32 protein-coding genes and 1 pseudogene are annotated in these 15,688 nt (G+C 34.5%); 7 read left to right on the top strand and 26 right to left on the bottom strand.

All coding sequences use genetic code 11. From position 1 onward, the window contains the following. From JCM14932_RS15695 to JCM14932_RS13250, 11 genes are all read right to left on the bottom strand, one after another. A partial coding sequence (locus JCM14932_RS15695) for a hypothetical protein (RefSeq protein ID WP_034543505.1) occupies positions 1 to 239 on the bottom strand: 239 nt, incomplete at its 3' end. Beyond that, a complete protein-coding gene (locus JCM14932_RS13295) occupies positions 239 to 469 on the bottom strand; it encodes a hypothetical protein (protein WP_025025288.1) in 231 nt (76 codons plus the stop codon). The genes JCM14932_RS15695 and JCM14932_RS13295, both read right to left, overlap by 1 nt. Beyond that, a complete protein-coding gene (locus JCM14932_RS13290) occupies positions 466 to 939 on the bottom strand; it encodes a YopX family protein (protein WP_025025287.1) in 474 nt (157 codons plus the stop codon). The genes JCM14932_RS13295 and JCM14932_RS13290 overlap by 4 nt, the downstream gene beginning before the upstream one ends. After that, positions 936 to 1,328, bottom strand: coding sequence for a hypothetical protein (locus tag JCM14932_RS13285; protein ID WP_025025286.1), 393 nt, complete (start codon positions 1,326 to 1,328; stop codon positions 936 to 938). Before JCM14932_RS13285 ends, JCM14932_RS13290 begins: the two co-directional genes overlap by 4 nt. Then, the gene (locus tag JCM14932_RS13280; protein ID WP_025025285.1) at positions 1,321 to 1,737 is read right to left on the bottom strand and encodes a DUF1642 domain-containing protein; all 417 of its coding nucleotides are present in this window, start codon (positions 1,735 to 1,737) and stop codon (positions 1,321 to 1,323) included. Before JCM14932_RS13280 ends, JCM14932_RS13285 begins: the two co-directional genes overlap by 8 nt. 12 nt (positions 1,738 to 1,749) lie before the next feature. Next, positions 1,750 to 1,935 carry a hypothetical protein gene (locus JCM14932_RS16665; RefSeq protein WP_155832141.1) on the bottom strand — a complete coding sequence of 62 codons (186 nt, stop codon included), beginning with the start codon at positions 1,933 to 1,935 and terminating at the stop codon, positions 1,750 to 1,752. Then, a complete protein-coding gene (locus JCM14932_RS13270) occupies positions 1,904 to 2,128 on the bottom strand; it encodes a hypothetical protein (protein ID WP_025025284.1) in 225 nt (74 codons plus the stop codon). Before JCM14932_RS13270 ends, JCM14932_RS16665 begins: the two co-directional genes overlap by 32 nt. A gap of 4 nt (positions 2,129 to 2,132) precedes the next feature. Continuing rightward, a complete protein-coding gene (locus JCM14932_RS13265; protein ID WP_025025283.1) occupies positions 2,133 to 2,426 on the bottom strand; it encodes a hypothetical protein in 294 nt (97 codons plus the stop codon). An 11-nt stretch (positions 2,427 to 2,437) separates the two neighbouring features. Beyond that, positions 2,438 to 2,974 carry an NUMOD4 domain-containing protein gene (locus JCM14932_RS13260; RefSeq protein ID WP_025025282.1) on the bottom strand — a complete coding sequence of 179 codons (537 nt, stop codon included), beginning with the start codon at positions 2,972 to 2,974 and terminating at the stop codon, positions 2,438 to 2,440. A 15-nt stretch (positions 2,975 to 2,989) separates the two neighbouring features. Then, entirely contained in the window at positions 2,990 to 3,454 is a 465-nt protein-coding gene (ssb, locus tag JCM14932_RS13255) for a single-stranded DNA-binding protein (RefSeq protein WP_025025281.1), read from the bottom strand. Beyond that, a complete protein-coding gene (locus JCM14932_RS13250) occupies positions 3,444 to 3,653 on the bottom strand; it encodes a helix-turn-helix transcriptional regulator (RefSeq protein ID WP_025025280.1) in 210 nt (69 codons plus the stop codon). The genes ssb and JCM14932_RS13250 overlap by 11 nt, the downstream gene beginning before the upstream one ends. Before the next feature lie 162 nt (positions 3,654 to 3,815). Between JCM14932_RS13250 and JCM14932_RS13245 the strand changes: the two genes are divergently transcribed. Beyond that, positions 3,816 to 4,022, top strand: a complete 207-nt coding sequence (locus JCM14932_RS13245) for a hypothetical protein (RefSeq protein WP_025025279.1) — start codon at positions 3,816 to 3,818, stop codon at positions 4,020 to 4,022. Here the strand turns inward: JCM14932_RS13245 and JCM14932_RS16660 are convergent. The 15 genes and pseudogenes from JCM14932_RS16660 to JCM14932_RS13170 form a co-directional block, all read right to left on the bottom strand. Then, positions 4,019 to 4,177 carry a hypothetical protein gene (locus JCM14932_RS16660; RefSeq protein ID WP_155832140.1) on the bottom strand — a complete coding sequence of 53 codons (159 nt, stop codon included), beginning with the start codon at positions 4,175 to 4,177 and terminating at the stop codon, positions 4,019 to 4,021. The genes JCM14932_RS13245 and JCM14932_RS16660 overlap by 4 nt on opposite strands. Beyond that, positions 4,174 to 4,911, bottom strand: a complete 738-nt coding sequence (locus JCM14932_RS16175; RefSeq protein WP_025025278.1) for a phage regulatory protein/antirepressor Ant — start codon at positions 4,909 to 4,911, stop codon at positions 4,174 to 4,176. Before JCM14932_RS16175 ends, JCM14932_RS16660 begins: the two co-directional genes overlap by 4 nt. A gap of 71 nt (positions 4,912 to 4,982) precedes the next feature. Continuing rightward, entirely contained in the window at positions 4,983 to 5,138 is a 156-nt protein-coding gene (locus tag JCM14932_RS16655) for a hypothetical protein (protein WP_155832139.1), read from the bottom strand. Between the two features lie 51 nt (positions 5,139 to 5,189). Then, on the bottom strand, positions 5,190 to 5,639 hold the full coding sequence (locus tag JCM14932_RS13225) for a hypothetical protein (protein WP_025025277.1): 450 nt from the start codon (positions 5,637 to 5,639) through the stop codon (positions 5,190 to 5,192). Beyond that, the gene (locus tag JCM14932_RS13220; protein WP_051528145.1) at positions 5,608 to 6,069 is read right to left on the bottom strand and encodes a RusA family crossover junction endodeoxyribonuclease; all 462 of its coding nucleotides are present in this window, start codon (positions 6,067 to 6,069) and stop codon (positions 5,608 to 5,610) included. The genes JCM14932_RS13225 and JCM14932_RS13220 overlap by 32 nt, the downstream gene beginning before the upstream one ends. Positions 6,070 to 6,164: 95 nt before the next feature. Next, a pseudogene (locus JCM14932_RS17700) lies at positions 6,165 to 6,344 on the bottom strand (helix-turn-helix domain-containing protein); the annotation flags it as partial. Positions 6,345 to 6,639: 295 nt separating this feature from the next. Further along, the gene (locus JCM14932_RS16170; protein WP_025025274.1) at positions 6,640 to 7,527 is read right to left on the bottom strand and encodes a DnaD domain-containing protein; all 888 of its coding nucleotides are present in this window, start codon (positions 7,525 to 7,527) and stop codon (positions 6,640 to 6,642) included. Positions 7,528 to 7,543: 16 nt separating this feature from the next. Further along, entirely contained in the window at positions 7,544 to 8,461 is a 918-nt protein-coding gene (locus JCM14932_RS13205; protein ID WP_025025273.1) for a recombinase RecT, read from the bottom strand. Further along, on the bottom strand, positions 8,451 to 9,416 hold the full coding sequence (locus tag JCM14932_RS13200; RefSeq protein ID WP_025025272.1) for a YqaJ viral recombinase family nuclease: 966 nt from the start codon (positions 9,414 to 9,416) through the stop codon (positions 8,451 to 8,453). The genes JCM14932_RS13205 and JCM14932_RS13200 overlap by 11 nt, the downstream gene beginning before the upstream one ends. Further along, positions 9,386 to 9,646, bottom strand: a complete 261-nt coding sequence (locus tag JCM14932_RS16420; RefSeq protein ID WP_081776183.1) for a helix-turn-helix domain-containing protein — start codon at positions 9,644 to 9,646, stop codon at positions 9,386 to 9,388. The genes JCM14932_RS13200 and JCM14932_RS16420 overlap by 31 nt, the downstream gene beginning before the upstream one ends. A gap of 104 nt (positions 9,647 to 9,750) precedes the next feature. Then, entirely contained in the window at positions 9,751 to 10,044 is a 294-nt protein-coding gene (locus tag JCM14932_RS13190) for a helix-turn-helix domain-containing protein (RefSeq protein WP_025025271.1), read from the bottom strand. A 283-nt stretch (positions 10,045 to 10,327) separates the two neighbouring features. Next, positions 10,328 to 10,606, bottom strand: a complete 279-nt coding sequence (locus JCM14932_RS13185; RefSeq protein ID WP_025025270.1) for a hypothetical protein — start codon at positions 10,604 to 10,606, stop codon at positions 10,328 to 10,330. 13 nt (positions 10,607 to 10,619) lie between these two features. After that, the gene (locus JCM14932_RS13180) at positions 10,620 to 10,952 is read right to left on the bottom strand and encodes a DUF771 domain-containing protein (protein WP_025025269.1); all 333 of its coding nucleotides are present in this window, start codon (positions 10,950 to 10,952) and stop codon (positions 10,620 to 10,622) included. Continuing rightward, positions 10,939 to 11,439, bottom strand: a complete 501-nt coding sequence (locus tag JCM14932_RS13175; RefSeq protein ID WP_025025268.1) for a hypothetical protein — start codon at positions 11,437 to 11,439, stop codon at positions 10,939 to 10,941. The genes JCM14932_RS13180 and JCM14932_RS13175 overlap by 14 nt, the downstream gene beginning before the upstream one ends. A 66-nt stretch (positions 11,440 to 11,505) precedes the next feature. Continuing rightward, positions 11,506 to 11,739 (bottom strand): helix-turn-helix domain-containing protein, encoded by a 234-nt coding sequence (locus tag JCM14932_RS13170; protein ID WP_025025267.1) that lies wholly within the window; start codon positions 11,737 to 11,739, stop codon positions 11,506 to 11,508. A gap of 157 nt (positions 11,740 to 11,896) precedes the next feature. Between JCM14932_RS13170 and JCM14932_RS13165 the strand changes: the two genes are divergently transcribed. The 6 genes from JCM14932_RS13165 to JCM14932_RS13140 all read left to right on the top strand — a co-directional run bounded on the left by JCM14932_RS13165 (position 11,897) and on the right by JCM14932_RS13140 (position 15,431). After that, entirely contained in the window at positions 11,897 to 12,304 is a 408-nt protein-coding gene (locus JCM14932_RS13165; protein ID WP_025025266.1) for a helix-turn-helix domain-containing protein, read from the top strand. Continuing rightward, complete coding sequence (locus JCM14932_RS13160; RefSeq protein ID WP_025025265.1) at positions 12,294 to 12,497, top strand: hypothetical protein; 204 nt, start codon at positions 12,294 to 12,296, stop codon at positions 12,495 to 12,497. The genes JCM14932_RS13165 and JCM14932_RS13160 overlap by 11 nt, the downstream gene beginning before the upstream one ends. Beyond that, positions 12,484 to 12,906, top strand: coding sequence for an ImmA/IrrE family metallo-endopeptidase (locus JCM14932_RS13155; RefSeq protein ID WP_025025264.1), 423 nt, complete (start codon positions 12,484 to 12,486; stop codon positions 12,904 to 12,906). The genes JCM14932_RS13160 and JCM14932_RS13155 overlap by 14 nt, the downstream gene beginning before the upstream one ends. 39 nt (positions 12,907 to 12,945) lie before the next feature. Then, complete coding sequence (locus JCM14932_RS16815) at positions 12,946 to 13,665, top strand: hypothetical protein (protein ID WP_025025263.1); 720 nt, start codon at positions 12,946 to 12,948, stop codon at positions 13,663 to 13,665. 20 nt (positions 13,666 to 13,685) lie between these two features. Beyond that, positions 13,686 to 14,192: a hypothetical protein gene (locus JCM14932_RS13145; protein ID WP_025025262.1), complete on the top strand. Its 507-nt coding sequence runs from the start codon at positions 13,686 to 13,688 to the stop codon at positions 14,190 to 14,192. Between the two features lie 120 nt (positions 14,193 to 14,312). Beyond that, positions 14,313 to 15,431, top strand: a complete 1,119-nt coding sequence (locus JCM14932_RS13140; protein ID WP_025025261.1) for a tyrosine-type recombinase/integrase — start codon at positions 14,313 to 14,315, stop codon at positions 15,429 to 15,431. The last annotated feature ends 257 nt before the right edge of the window (positions 15,432 to 15,688 follow it).

Here is a 15,688-nt window from a genome sequence, read left to right as displayed (position 1 = left end):
AAGTCATAAAAATCATTTGGCCACATATTAAATACACAACCGTTTGAATTGGTTACGATATATTGACCTTTTAATAAATCAGATGGATTATTTTGTCCCGGAGTTAGTCTACTCGGAATATCCAAAAACCATGATTCTCCCCAAGCATCTGAATGGTGTCTAATTGGATAGCGTGACATCATTTCATCTGATCCATCAAACACTTCTGCTTTGACTGTTGTTGTATATGTTTTAATCATTAGTCTTCCTCCCAAACGACAGGCGTAATAGTCCTAACCAACGCATTCATAGGACAAAATATTTCAGCATATTCCAGCACCGCGTCTATATCGTCTTCACTTAGGCCTCTTTCATCACAAAGCTTTTCTCTAGCCTCATCATAAACACCTACTGTCATTTCATTTCGGATATTACAGCGACTATTTAGTATTGATTCCATCGGGATTGGTGCTAATTTTTTTGCTTTCATTTTTCTGCCTCCAACAATTCAGGGTTTTCATGAATGTTTCCTATAATTTCAATGCTTTGGCGACCTTTATCAACATCTCGCAACGTTGTAAACAATGCACCATGATGTGTAACTCCAAATGCTCCGGTGTTATTGACTACTTGTACTGTGTCATTAACTGTCTTAGGTGGAATCACTCTAGGATTACAGTCAAATTCGTCCTTGTATATATACGATTCTGGCTCATCATAACTAAGCTTTAATATATCGCCCACATATATGTCCTTGCCATTCAGATCTTTTAGCCCAGTAAACTGTTCGACATCATACCATTTATTATTTAAGAAGCTTCCAAAGCAATCCTCGTCATATTCAGCATCTTCACCATCATCATATGTTACGAACCCACTTAACGTGTCATAAGCATCCTGCACATTATAAAGATAGATTTCGTTTCCCTTGTCCCACGCTCTGAACTTAATTCTTCTCATTTCTCCACCTCATAACCGTGAATGATAGCTTCAATACATCTAGCAAAACGTTCTTCATCATATGTGTATTTACCTTTATTAGTTTTTTTTATCCAATCACATAATTGTTCTTGCGACTCGATTCCCTTACCGCCCCACATGACCATGACTGTAAAATGAATAATCTTAAATTTTAATGTATTAGGGTCACCATGTATTGAATCATTTTTATACCAATCATCAAATACCTTTGGCATAACAGGCTTGGAATTAAGTTCTTCTTTTAAATCTTCAACATCTATACGAACAGACTCTGTGAGAGCTTGTGTATCTAATTGCTGACCTTCTTCAATAATATTCAATCCTAAATCAATAGAATTTATTATTTGCATTACTTTTGTTTTATTCATCGTCTGCCTCCACTGGCGCAGCGAAGGCCATATATCTTGGGTCAATATCTTTAATTTCTTGTTCAGTAAATTCGGTTTGATAGTTTTGGGCTAAGCGATAGCCGTCTAGTGTTAATAAAGTGTTTAACTTGTTTCTGTTGAGATAATTGAAATCATTATTTTTAATCAGTTGTACATAATATTTCTGTTCAGGAAACTTAGCTTTGCCGGTATAGTAATCTGCGATATCTCTAATCAATTGATTATCCTCTTCCGAATCTCCATTCATACACTTATTAGCCAAAGAGGTACAGTCGTCATCGCCACCAACGATCCCATTAATTAAATCAATAGAACTATAAAAACCGCCGTCTTTAGCTTCCTCTAGTTCCTTTCGTTCATCTTTAGTCCAACCCTTTAAAATTCTCATATGTTTATCCTCCTAGTTAATGTCGCTAAGGCTTAACCACCCTAATCTGATCATTTCTAATTTTGCCAAATGTTCTTGATTAACTTTGTCAATAAGTTCAACTTCTTCATCACTAATGTGTAAAGCATCAGCAATTTCAATAAATAGATACTTATTGAAGCGCATTTCATACACGGCACAATTTAAACTTTTTAGCAATCTCGTCCTCCCAAAGAATTGATTGAATTATTTTGTTCTTGGTCTCATCGCTAAGTTCTCTGTCAGCATTTCTAAACTCCTTTGGCATGGCATAAAAATGTTTTTGAATATACATGATAGCTCGAACAATGTTGCGGCATTCATCACTAAACGCCGACCTTATATATGACTTATAGATCTTTTCGTAATTCATTACTCTACCTCCCACCATTTTTCCATTTCGTATCACTTAATTTTCCTAATTCAATATCGTGTGCTAACTTTCCCAGACTAATTTCAAATATCTCACATATTTTTTTCTTTGGTATTTGTTCATCAAGCGCTTTTTGAATTTTTAGAATATCGCTATAGGGTACATTTCTCTTTTTTTCATCAGAATTTTTTATGTACCACTCACGTAATTTTTTCAATCTGGCATCATTTTCAGGCCAAAGTTTGCAATCCATTCCATAATCGTCTTCGATTGATTGAACTAATGAAATTACGTCCATATATTTGCCTCCTAATTAGCTAAAACAAATAGTTTATAATCTCCAACAACGTTCTTATTATTTTTAAGTTTCATGCTTATAAATCCATCATTATGTTTCAGAAACCTACTAGCCTCTGCCTTACTATAAAAATAGTGGCTTTCTTTGGTTTTGCTATTAACTAAAACAATTGGTTGAGCTTCGCTATTAAGGCCGTGATTATAAGCGTGCATTAAATTGCCGTAATAATCAGTCCATTCAAGATTTTCAATATTGTTATTTGAAGTATTACCATCTAAGTGGTTTATAATCTCAAATTTATTAGGATTAGGAATAAAAGCCGTAGCAACTAACCTATGTACTAAGAAATCTTTACTCTTTCCATCTTTCCAAAGAGTTACTCGCTTATAGCCGCCTTTATCAGTTTTGAGTTTCATAATTCTTTGCTTCCAATGCCTAACACCTACGCCTTTTGTATATGTAGTTTTATTCTTATCCGTTCTTATAGTTCCTTTATTACTTACTTCGTAAATTCCTTTATATTCTGGTATTGGCTTGAATACTTCCATTAGTCTCCTCCTCAATTAGAAAGGCAAATCTGAATCACTGATATCTATTGGTTTCGAGTTGTCAACAAACGGATCGCTCACATTAGTGTTTGAATTTTTAGATTGATTATAGTTAGGTGCTTTATTTGAATTATCGTTAGTGCTATCGCTTGAATTAGCATTTCTGCTTTCAAGTAATGAGAAATTATCAACGACAACTTCTGTTACATAAACTCTTTGACCTTGTTTGTTTTCATAGTTACGTGTTTGAAGATGTCCATCAATTCCAACAAGAGAACCCTTATTAGTGAAATTAGCAAAATTCTCGGCAGTTTTTCTCCAGATAACGCAATTAATAAAATCAGCTTCACGTTCACCTTGAGAATTAGTGAATTGCCTGTTTACAGCTAGTGTGAAGCTTGCTACTGCTGCACCACCTTGTGTGTATCTAAGTTCTGGATCACGTGTTAATCGTCCTACTAGGACTACTCTATTTATCATTTGTATTATCACCTCTAAATTCATCTAAACTAATATTAAGTGCATCAGCAATCTTAATCATCAATCCAATAGTTGGATTCTTTATTTGACCGTTAATAATAGAAACTATATTTGTCCGTGGCACATTGGCAATTCTTGATAACTCACTTTGATTAATATTTTTAGATTTGAGTATTTTTTTTAAGTTATTTTTGTACATTTTACACTCCATCTTGTATAAGAACTTTTGTTCTGCACAATATATTGACATGCTGTAATTTTTTTACTAGAATATCTGTATTGAATATACGTTTTGCTTATCCTCCCCAGGATTACTTCTTAATCGTGTTATTCAAAATAAACTTTGTAAGGAGCCAAAATAATGGCAAGAATTAAAGTAACATCGCAAACTAAATCTGGAAGAAACACAGCATTTCATGATAATCACACTGGAAAAAACATGACTAGAACTCAATTTGTTCATGAGATTAAATCTGGAAACTATAACAACTATACTGTTAAAAATATAGGTAACAAGCCAACTCCAGTTTCTAAACCCGACTCATCCAAAAATAATAATTTGGACTAATTGTCTAATCCAACATCAATCTCATATTTATAACCATTTTTCAATATTATCTGATTGTCTGAAATTACGGCAATTGGCTCTGAATCATTATTTACAATCACTATATTCTGCCAATTCTTAATTGAATTGGCCTTTTTTTTATCAATATTCTTCATTGTTGCCCTCCAATAGTCACAGTAGTAATATCTAGCTTTTCAATCATAGGAACAATATCGTGAGCTTTTAATAGGTTGTATAGTCCTACGCGTCCTTTTTGTGTCCATTTAGTTAAGGTACGTGGATTTCCATCAATCATTCGTGTTGATGAGCTAACCCAGCCTTTATCTTGATATTTAGAATGTAGATACCAGATGCCACCCAATTTGTATTGAATCTTGAGTTTTTTAAGTAGGTCATTAAATGCTTTGGCACTCATTCCATAATCCTTTGCGATTGTCGTAGTAATCATTAATGATTTACTAGCCATGATTTGATCAAAATAATTAACTTTTGGCTTCATAGTTTCAATTTGTTCTTGCTGATCCGCAGCTAGACGTAAAGCTTCTGCCATTGTTGATGGAACTTTGAAACCACCAGTTTTAATGTGACTTTCCATTTTGTTGAAGGCTTCAATGTATTTAAGCTTAAATTTCATTGCTTTTTTGCCGGTGAACCCCATAGCCAATAACGTAAATCCATCACGATTCATATAAATAATTCGATATTGCTGTTTATTTTGAGGATGAGTATATGTATCTTCGTAAAATAGGTCTGCCCAATTTTGCGCAACCCCCTCTTTTAAATCATCAACTGCTCTCAATACATCTCGATGGTTCTTATTAAATGTTTCCGCTACTTGTAAACTGCTAGTTACTGCTTGCTGATCTTTCATAATTATTAATTGATCCATTTATTTATCCTCCACGAATTTATGGGTTCAGCGCTTTCACGCCTTGATAAAGTTCATTCATACAATAGAATCTAGTTCTTCTCAACATCTGTTGGATAATAATTTCTGACAGATGTTATTTTTATTTCATGATCATTTATTTCAACAGACTGATATGGATCGGCATTATCTTTTAATATTTTAGAAATCTTCTTTGCTATTTTTTCAATGTCTTTCTCATACTCCATAATAGAAACTTCCTTTTTTACTCATTTTTATAAATCATCATACGAATCATCTTAATCAAATTTGTCCTGAAAAATACCCGACATAGCTGAATAAAGTTTTAATTGATTCTCGTATTCTTCATCAGTTATTTTTTCATCAAGATCAACGTGGAACCCAATGTCTGTTGTAATTCCAAAATCCTTATAGACTTTCTCCAAGACATTTCGCATAGTTTTTGTCTTTGGGATAGCGTCATAAGTAGCCTTCAATTTTCTGCTTGTAATAACTAAATCTGGTCTAAATTCATCTCCACTAAACTCAAATGTAAATTGATCTTGTGCTTCATTGATTGCGTTTAGTGCTTTTACAAACTCTCGCCTGTTTTCGTAAGCAATACGCCAGTTATCAATAGCGATAGTCTTTGAATACCGAGAGCATTCGGCTTTGTTAGTTCTAGCTAAAATAGCAATTGTATTTTCAACGTATGGATTAGCTAGGATTGTTTCTATAATTGTCATCATCTTTCGTCCACTCCCTAACTTCTATTTCTGTTCTAGGATTCTCATCGTAGTCCTTTTCAGTATCGTGTTTGACTATTTGTCCGTCATCAAACCAAGCCTTTGCTAAGCCATCAAAAATAGCTTTCTCGTAGTTGTCCAAGTCGGGCTTCACAGTCGGCTTTACCTCATGACTGGCACGTCTTTTATACTCCGCTTTGGATAATCCTTTTTGGATCCTTCTGTAAAAGCGTATTTGTGCAACGAGAGGAGCACCTTTTTTAAAAAGCTGTTCGTTATGGTACTTATCCCAATACAACGTTTTGATTTCATTTTTGTAAATCCGATATTTTTTATCTGTGTATGCTCTCTTTTTGCCACCAAATGAGCTAAAACGAGGACGTGATGCGGGTACTGGTTCACCATAGATTATTAATTTCAATTGATTGCTCATTTATACTTCTCTCTTATGCTGTTATTCATTTTTTCTAAAAAAGCCAGAAACGATAATATATAGTATTGCTAATATTACAATTGCTTTCATGATAATCACCGTTCGCTTTCATATCCAAATAATTCATTTGGAGTGATGTCTAAAGCCCTACGGATTTTCTCAATATCGGTAATTTTTATTGACTTATAAATCATCTGTGACATATGTGTTGTGGTCCAATAATTGACGCCAGACATTTCAGAAAATTCTCTTAATGTCAAATTTCTTGGAGCTAGTAAACTTCTTAGATCAAACTAATCATTTTCAGCCACCAACTTTCTAAGCTCGGCATCGTAGCATTTTCATAATCTGTACGCATTAAGAAGTGAATTCTCGAGATTCAACATAAGAATCGGACTTTGAAATAAATCAGAGTGATTCTTTCTCAAATGATCCATGTGCTCAAATTGATGTTGCAGATTGTCAATTACTCTTTCCAGATACACGCTTTCTCTGGATATTTCGTCTATAACTGTCTGTCTATCATCTGAAATAGGTGTCTGTGAACGCCTATATAACAAGTTTTTTGAGTTAATTTGTTGCATCTTGTTTACCTCGTATTTTTGCTAGTCTTTCTTGCAGTTCATTTGAATTATTTGACATTTTTTTGGCCTTAACTTTGTCCCAATCGGTCGCTACTTCGACACGTCGGCCACCTGACCGCTTAGAAGTACGTCGCTTCTGATCGGCTCGAATGTTTGCAAGCGTAAATAAGCTATCGTTTTGCCAATTCATCAAAGTGGTATTGATATACTTCCAGCTGTGAACATTGTTGAACGTTGCTATCTTAATTGCCTCTTGAACTATCTCAGTTGCCTGTTTTTCAGAATTATCATGCTGCTTGAAATCATCAACTGCATATCTAAGGTTCTCAATGACAATTGGACTGGTAGCGCCGATGTTTTGCTGATAGAGTGTGAGCAAATTTTTAAACTCATCGTCATCGTTATGATGATGTTTAGTATTAGTCTGTTTATGTCTAGTACTAGTAAGTTCTTTAGGTACGGTTTCAGGTACGGGAGTGGGTACGGGCTCAGGTACGGAAGTAGGTACGGATTTGTCATCATTTTTCGTACCTGTGTTATTAGTAGGTACGAAATTATCGCCTTTTTTCGTACTCTTAAAGTCCTGATACAACTTAACAATTTTATATTGAGGTGTATCTTTATCCTTTCGACCTTTCTTATATTCAATTAGATCCATCTGCACTAAACTACGTCTTGAATCTACGAAGGTACTCTTGGACATGCCTGTAATTGATAAGAGCGCATCATTTTTTAAATGAAAATAGTCGTCTAGGTCACTACGATCGTTGCCGTAATCTAATAGTTCACGGTATAGATTGTTCTGATTTGCTGTAATACTAATTTCATATAATTTCATGTCTCTATATGCTCTGCGCTGTTTGAAGTAGTCCAAATTACATACCTCCTAACTAACCGTTTTCGGCCTCAAATCCTTTTAATAATTCCTCTTGTGTCTGTTCCTTTGAATCCTTTTTCTTGACTGCAGGCTTCTTAGTATCATTCTTAGGTGCTTCAACTTTATCCGGATCATCGTCAGCATGATCATCAGTCGTAACGTTGTCAGTGATATCAATTGGATTACCTGAATCGTCAATGTCCTCTGGCGCTGTTTCATCTGCTGATTGAGCCTTTTGCATCTCGATGGATAAGATTCCCCACTTGCCTAACATGTTTCTAAGAACTGTCTTGATGGCCATAGCATCGTAGTTATCCTTCCAAACGCCTGTGAGTGCCTTAGGATTCTTACCTTTGTTGAATCTGACACGGTGGGCTTCCATTTGGTCCTTGGTCCAAAATACCGTTTTCTTAAAACCGTTAGTCATTTCAAAATATCCAAGATATCCAATAACTTCATCAGATTCTTTTTCTCCACGCTCAAACGTTTCTGTGAATCTATCCCAGTTCTTAATTTCGCCTTTATAGACCTCTGAGGCGTTAATATGAACATATTGACCTGTTCTAAGTGCTAGTTGAATATATCCCTTGTAACCTAGTTGGAATTGAGCACGTTGCTGATTACCGTTCTTCCAATCACGAAATGGAACCAACCATGCGAAGCCTAAGTTTTTATCAATAGGAAGATCTAACGTAGCAGCTATCATTGCTGATGTAAGAATTGACATAGGATCAGCTTGAGATAAGTAAGAATCATTGTTAACAAGGTTTAAAACTGACGATGTGAAGCCTGATGACTTATCTTTAAGCACCTCTTTGAACTTGTTTTGCATCGTTGGTGTTTCCATCAGTGCCTTAATCCCTAAAGTCTTCGGATCAACTTTAGTTGGTGCATTACCTAATTTTTGAGTTAACTCTTTACTAGTTGCCATTATTCTTGTCCTCCTTGATATTTAGCTTTCTGAACGATGAAACCTTTTTAACTTTTTGATAGATATCTGGATAATCCTTTTTTAACTTCTTGCTATCGATGCCCTCACGACTTTGTGAACTGTAATTAACTTGATAACCTTGAGTCCAACCTGTGTTGACATCAGCAAGTTCAAGCTTCAAATGATTATCGATATTGTTCAATTCTTTCTTGATTGCTTTTTCAGATTCTTTTAAGTTCTTGCGGCTTTCCAATAATTCAAAGTCATCAGAATTCAATTTGATAACGTCTTCGCTACCTCTATCCTTTAAATAATCTTTAAGGAAGTCTGTGGCCGCATCTGAACCGTCAACATCTGGTGGAACACCGTCAATCACGTGTTTGTTCCACCAATCAACTAATGTAGGTGTGAATGTATCAATTAGTTCTTGATCACGTTCGACACGCTTGTATTGAAATTTCTGACCTCCGATAAGAACAGCAATATAACAATATGGCCGATCAAGAACATTCATGTAATGCTGAACTTGAAGTAAATAAGCTTCGGGAACTTCATTGCCTTCCCACTCTTTAGCTAAGAAGGCATTAGCAGTCTTACATTCAAGAAATCCATCTTCATGAGCTACATCCCTATCAATATTGGCTCTTAACATTGGATATTCTGGATCAATGAAAGTTTTGTTTTGTTTGAATACCTTTTTATTAGCACGTCTTGCAAATTCTTGTGCTACGACTTCTTCAAATACATTTCCAAAATGGATTGCCTCAGTTGTTTCTGTTGTATCAATAGGTGTTTGACCTGTCTTATCTAGCCACATTTCAAACGGTGTACGGTATTTATTACGACCGAGTATTACTGATACATCTGAGCCACCAATACCCTCACGGCGGTTCTGTAGCCATTGTGCTTCTGTCATATTGACTGTTAAGATTGGTTTCGGTTTGATGATGTCCATTGAATTGTGTCCTCCTTTTTAAAGTGAGATTCTGGATAATATTCAATTAGTGAGCTGAGTGGGATATCTAAATAATCACAAATCTTTGTGAGTGTAGATATCCTTATGGTTTTCGTCCTTCTATAGTAAAGATTGGTTAGCGTTGATCTTGAAATTCCCGTTGCTTTATAGACATCAGTTACTCTTAATAATCTGCTGCCCAAGATCGTAGAAAAATTGTTTTCTAACATTTATTTTTCCTCGTCTTCGTTATTAGATTCTTGATCACCATATGAATAAACAGCTCTATATTTTTCTTCATCGAACAGATAACTGTCATCGTAATTTGGTATCATTATTTGTAACCTACCTTTGTAGGTTTACTAAAACTGAAAGATCTATTTTCTTCCATAATCACTGGACTAGTTTGATACAGATATGACCTAGTAACTCCGAAGTAATCAGCGATATTATTAGTAAGTAACCCGTCCTTGCCTAATTGACGTTTACTAATTTCAAAATCGATTTGATCAACTGTTACATTCAAATCTTTAGCTAATTTAGCTTTGCTGATATTCTTCTTATTAAGTAATTCTTCGATTTTATTTTCTGGTGTATCCTCTGCAAAACTAATTCCAAAATCCATCATTATGAATTCCTCCGTGTGCTATAATTTAAGTATTAAAAATATTTCTTATTTCTGGACTTGCTATTTTGCGGATAGCAAGTCTTTTTTTTATTACGTAAGGTGTCCGATCGGTATACGTATCAGTCACATAATTCTTAGTTGAAAAATGAATTGATAACATCTTTAAGAATTTCATGCTGCTTCTTCACCCACCTTTCGTTAAGGTCAAAAAGTTCAAGCACGCCGCCAAACGTGGCAATTGAGTAGCCAACTATGAGCGATACTCCGATCACGATTAGATAACTCATAATTCCGTCAACTTATCAAAACTAAAAATGTAGTGAACTCTTGGCGAATAATCATGTTCATATTGAATTTCTGACTCTATTCCCATTTCGCCTAACTTGAATAAGTCACTATCAGAAATTGGAATAATATAAGATTTCTGAATTGAACGATATCCCTGACGGATAGCTAACTTAATTTCTAGCGGTAGCTTAGATAGTTCACGCTGCTGCCGTCCTAGAATATTTTCTTGTCTGCATTCTTCTCTGAACGCTTCTGGATCAATTAGTTCAAACATATTTGAATCCTCCTTAAATTTTTGCTTTTGTAAAAACTCTTTTATGCCGAATGACGAAATCCTTAAACTCTCCTGCAACAAACTTATATGGAACTCCCGGCTTATTAGGAAAATAAACACATCCACCATTATTAATATCTAAATCTTTGCGGTAATGATTCAATAAAGGAATCAACGTGTTGTATGACTTGATGCCGGTTATTTCGTGTGCCCAAGGTCTTAACTTAATTTCTTTATCATCCGCAACTTTTTGAAGATGTTCCTTCTCCCATTGCTGCTTAGGAATTAATACATAATTTTCTACGCCGTTGCCTGCATCCATTGAGATAGTTTTAGGCTCTTGCATATTCTTCACTCCTTTCCAATAAAGCTGTGATAACTGGAATATTTAAACTCTTAAGTACTCCCGTACCCGCTAGAATCATCTTCAAGCCTGTATCAATCATCTCTAGGGCATTTGGCCCAACAAACTTTAAATCTGGTTTTGGCAAGATCAGTTGTCCTATTAAATCTAATATCGCCGTGTCGCTTTCAGTGTCTTCTTGCTGAGCACCTAGCAGCATTGACAAGTTATCTTCGTTAGTTTTGCGTAGTGTATTTAAATACTGACTCGGCAATCTCAGCTCATAACATAGAAGTGCTAGTAGAAAACGATCGTCACTAATATCTGAATTGGCTACCGTCCAAAGATATTTGTCATCAACTTTGCGTTTTGCGAACCATTTTTGTGCTGATTGTTCTTTTACGTTGCATAGAAGTGCTATTGATCTTTGGCTTATATTTTTTCGGTAGCGTAGATCTTCCAATTCCTGAAAAATGTTTATATTGTTCAATTTGTTCACCACCTTTTGCTGTCCAAGATGTATATGTTTAACAGCTGGGTTTTACATATAATTTAACTAAGATTTGATAGCTTTATGTGAGATTTTCTCACTATTATTGGCAAAAAAATAGCTAACTGGCTCATCTAAAATATTTGATATACTTTCAAGATCATTAGCCTTAAGTGCAATTTCACCACTTTCAATACGGTTGTATGTTGTTCTAGTGTAGTTTCCAATTCTTTTGGCCATTTCTTCTTGTGATAAGCCCTTTTCTTTTCTTTTACTTCTGATTTTATTTAAATCTAACAATTAACTCACCTCTTTAATGTGTGATTATCTCACTTGATGGGTATAGTATAACGTGCATTTTTCTCACAGTCAATACTTTTATGTGCATTTTTCTCACTAATTATTGTGTGCAATATTAGCACATGCTAAACTATGGATAATAACAGAGGTAATACTTATGAATAATAATGATCTTGGTAACAGAATAACCAAGCTAAGAGAATCTAAAAATGTAAGTCAAGAAGATTTAGCGAAATATCTTAATATAGATAGAACCTCACTAAGTCGTCTTGAAAACGGTAAGCGTAAAGTTTCAGCAGACGAACTTAGACAATTGTCACAATATTTTGGTGTTACTACAGATTACCTTCTAGGGGTTAATGGCACCCCTCAATGGGCCACTAAAAGGGATACTGTGGATTTCAAAGACTTTCTTGACCAAAATATAATAGGTGGCATGGCTTTTGACGGTGATAATATTACAGAGGAAGAAAATGAACGAGTTAAAATTGCATTAACCCAAATCTTTTGGAAACGTTTAGAGCAAATAAAGAAGCGGGAAGGAAAAAATAAAAATGGAAAATAGTATCAATTCAAAGTACTCACTTGATTTATATAAGCTAATCAACGGGGATAAACATATAGAAATGAACTTTGATGGCAAAAAACTAACGGATGAAGAAAAAGAACAATTTAAGATGGCTTTAACACAAGTCTTTTGGAAAAAACTTAAGAGTGTTGAAGATAGTGAAGGAAGAGATAGCGATGGCAAGTACTAGTGAACTAAATAAACTTGTCTTTAATATTGGCGATAGGTATAACACGTTCGATCCATTCATTTGGGCAGAAAAGTTGAATCTTGATATATATTGGGAAAACATAGGTCCAAAACCGTTAGCAAAAACAAACTACATGTTTAATAACCCATTTATTGTTATGGCAAATTCCGTTAAATATTCTAATCAAAAATATTTTGTACTAGCGCACGAAATTGGTCATGTTCTTGAACATAAGGGATTAGCTGCTTACTATGTATCGAATAACGTGCACAGACGAAAAACAGAGCGTGAAGCCGATGCTTTCGCAATGGCTGTTATCACTAATCTTTACGTTGAAGAAAATGGGAAATTACCAGATACTTATGCTGATTTAAGATATAACTATGGCCTTCCATATTTGGGTGAATAGTAAGCGAATACAAAAATATTTAGTTGGGGGAACTGAATTATGAAAATATTCTTTTTATTAGTTGTAGCCGTATTTGTAGTTCTTATATTAATTGGATACCTTTCTGCTCCCATTGGGAAACATGGTAAAAGAGTAAGAGAGCAACCAGCTGCAGAAAAAAAGCAATACCATAATATTGAGTCAGTAATATATTCTTATACAGACTTTCCCAAAAAAGGTGGTTTCTTCCTAGGAAAAAATGAAGATGGAAATTATTATTTCAAAGATAAAAAGATCCCTGTTGATATTTTGGAAAAAGAATTTTCATTAGATCATTTCTATTGGAATGGCGTCAAAGATACTTCATATATTTATGATAAAGGAACAACTACGAAACATAAACATGGGCTTGCCCGTGCCGTAGCTGGTGGACTTATAGCCGGTCCCGCTGGTGCCGTTGTAGGTGCCACGACAGCAAAAAGAGTATCAAAGGATAACTCAATGACTATCTATTCAAGTGAGAATACCAATGCCTTTCTTGAACTGACAGACCTCTCTACTGATCAACAACATGAAATAGATTTAGGGCCCTTTAGTGAAAAGAAGGTAAAAAAGCTTGAAGAAGAATTTAATATCCATCACGAAAGAAAATTAACACAAGACGAATATTCTCAGATGTCTCAGCAGCTTAATGACCTACAAAATTTGGTCCAAAATGGGATTATTTCTTCAAACGATTTTGAGATTAGAAAACAGCAATTGATTAATTCGTATAAATAAGCTTTTTGGGGGATTAAATTATGAATAATACTAATCAGTCAAGATCTAGTCGACACCGCCAGCGAAAGAATAAACCTTTTTATCAAAATATAAAATTCTGGATAATAACTTTTACTTCAATAATTGCTTTAGTAGCACTATTTTTTGGAGTTCAAAAATACCGTGAATATAAATCATGGCAAGCACCCTATTACTCACAAACTGGTAAACATGTACTTCTATCGTCTGATACAGACAAGCTGTCAGATAATCAAGAAGAAGCCTTTTATAACCTCGTTAAAGGTGCAATTAAGTCCGATGATTCAAAGGCAGATTTTACTAATATTGAAGATAAAAGTTTGTACGTTGAAAAGATGAAGCAAAAACAGACATATTACATCGAATATGTCTGTACAAGTAATATTCTAGTAAAGCTTAACTACAAAACATCTGTAATTATTAAGCTAAAATCTAGTGATCTTAAAAATAGTACTAAATTTACTTACTGGGATTTTCATTCCACATTAACCGATTTATTGAAAGAATAATACTAAGCCTCAACCGGCTTTTTATTTTTAGCATCAAAAGAACATATGTGCCCCTATAAGGCTTATATTTGATAACAAAATGTAAGTTTATATACTATAAATTTAAAGGAAGTATCAGTTATGGCATCAATTAAAAAACAAGATACCGGCAATTGGCAAGCTAGAGTTTCATATAAAAATCCGGCTGGTAAAAATAAAACAAAATCACTATCTTTCAAAACAAAAAATGAAGCGGTTGAATGGTCTCGAAAGATTGAAATTGAAAAAAGTACAACTGATCTATCTAAATTAAATACCGGTTTCTACGATTACTATATGTGGTGGATAAAAACATACCGAATATTGAACATTACTCATGACGGTGTATTAAGATACAAACGATATGGAAAAGTTATAAAAGATCACTTTGGTGATATTCTACTAACTGACATAACTAAACCGATGTATCAGGAATTTCTGAATAAGTATGGTCAAGATTACTCAAAGGAAACTGTGTCACGTCTAAATTCGTATATTAGAGCTATGTGCTTAGATGCAATCGATGAGCAGATAATACATACAGACTTCACTAGAAAAGCAAAAATAACTTATGGAAAGGAAGCCAAAGAGCCAGATGCAAAGTTCTTAGAACTTGATGACTTTGAAAAGTTGATGAACTATTCTATCGCTCGCTATTCGTTCTCAAACACTTCCCCACTTATTATATTTTTCATTTGCCAGACTGGTGCTCGTTATGAAGAAGCTAGTGGCCTATCTTGGGAGGACATCAATTTTAAAGATAACCTTATAAGCTTCCGAAAAGCCTATAAGATAAATCCTCGTGAGCTTGGTCCACTTAAAAATAATTCATCATATCGAACAATCGCTATTAGTCCGAAATTAACCAGCTTGTTGCAGCAGCTTAAAGACGTTCAAGAAGCATATTACAAAGCTAATAAGAAAGAAAATGTGCATAACTTTGTATTTAGAAATCAGCGATTAGAAAATCCTAGCAATAAATCAGTTAATGAAATGCTGACAGATATGCTCAACGAAATTAAAGCTAAGAAACAAGTATCTGTTCATGATCTACGGCATACCCATGTTTCTTATTTAATCGCCAACGGATATGACATTGTGTTTATATCTCATCGGATCGGTCATGCTGATCCAGCTACTACGTTAAAAATATATTCTCACTTGATGAGTGCATTAAATGATAAAGAGAATAGCCAACTTCGTACCCTATTTGATAAGTAGGGTACATTTTTTGTGCCTATTTTGAGTCAACAGCCGTACGTGCAAAGAACCTATTAAACCAGCATTTTCGAGGTACTATTTTGCACGGGTACTTTTTTAGATCATCAAAAATTAGGCAAGATGCAAACCAAATGCAAATGGCTTTGCATTTATATGAAATTCTGATATTTTTGAGAAAATGAAAAGGGCCCCTAAATACTGTTATACCAGTACCTAGAGACCTTTTATGATTATTCTTGAAACTCTGTGAAACGCTC

The sequence above is a fragment of the Companilactobacillus nodensis DSM 19682 = JCM 14932 = NBRC 107160 genome, from assembly GCF_000615905.1.
In the GTDB taxonomy this organism is placed as follows: Bacteria; Bacillota; Bacilli; order Lactobacillales; family Lactobacillaceae; genus Companilactobacillus; species Companilactobacillus nodensis.
Note: the sequence above shows the minus strand (reverse complement) of the source record. Positions and strands in the feature narration are given on the sequence as shown.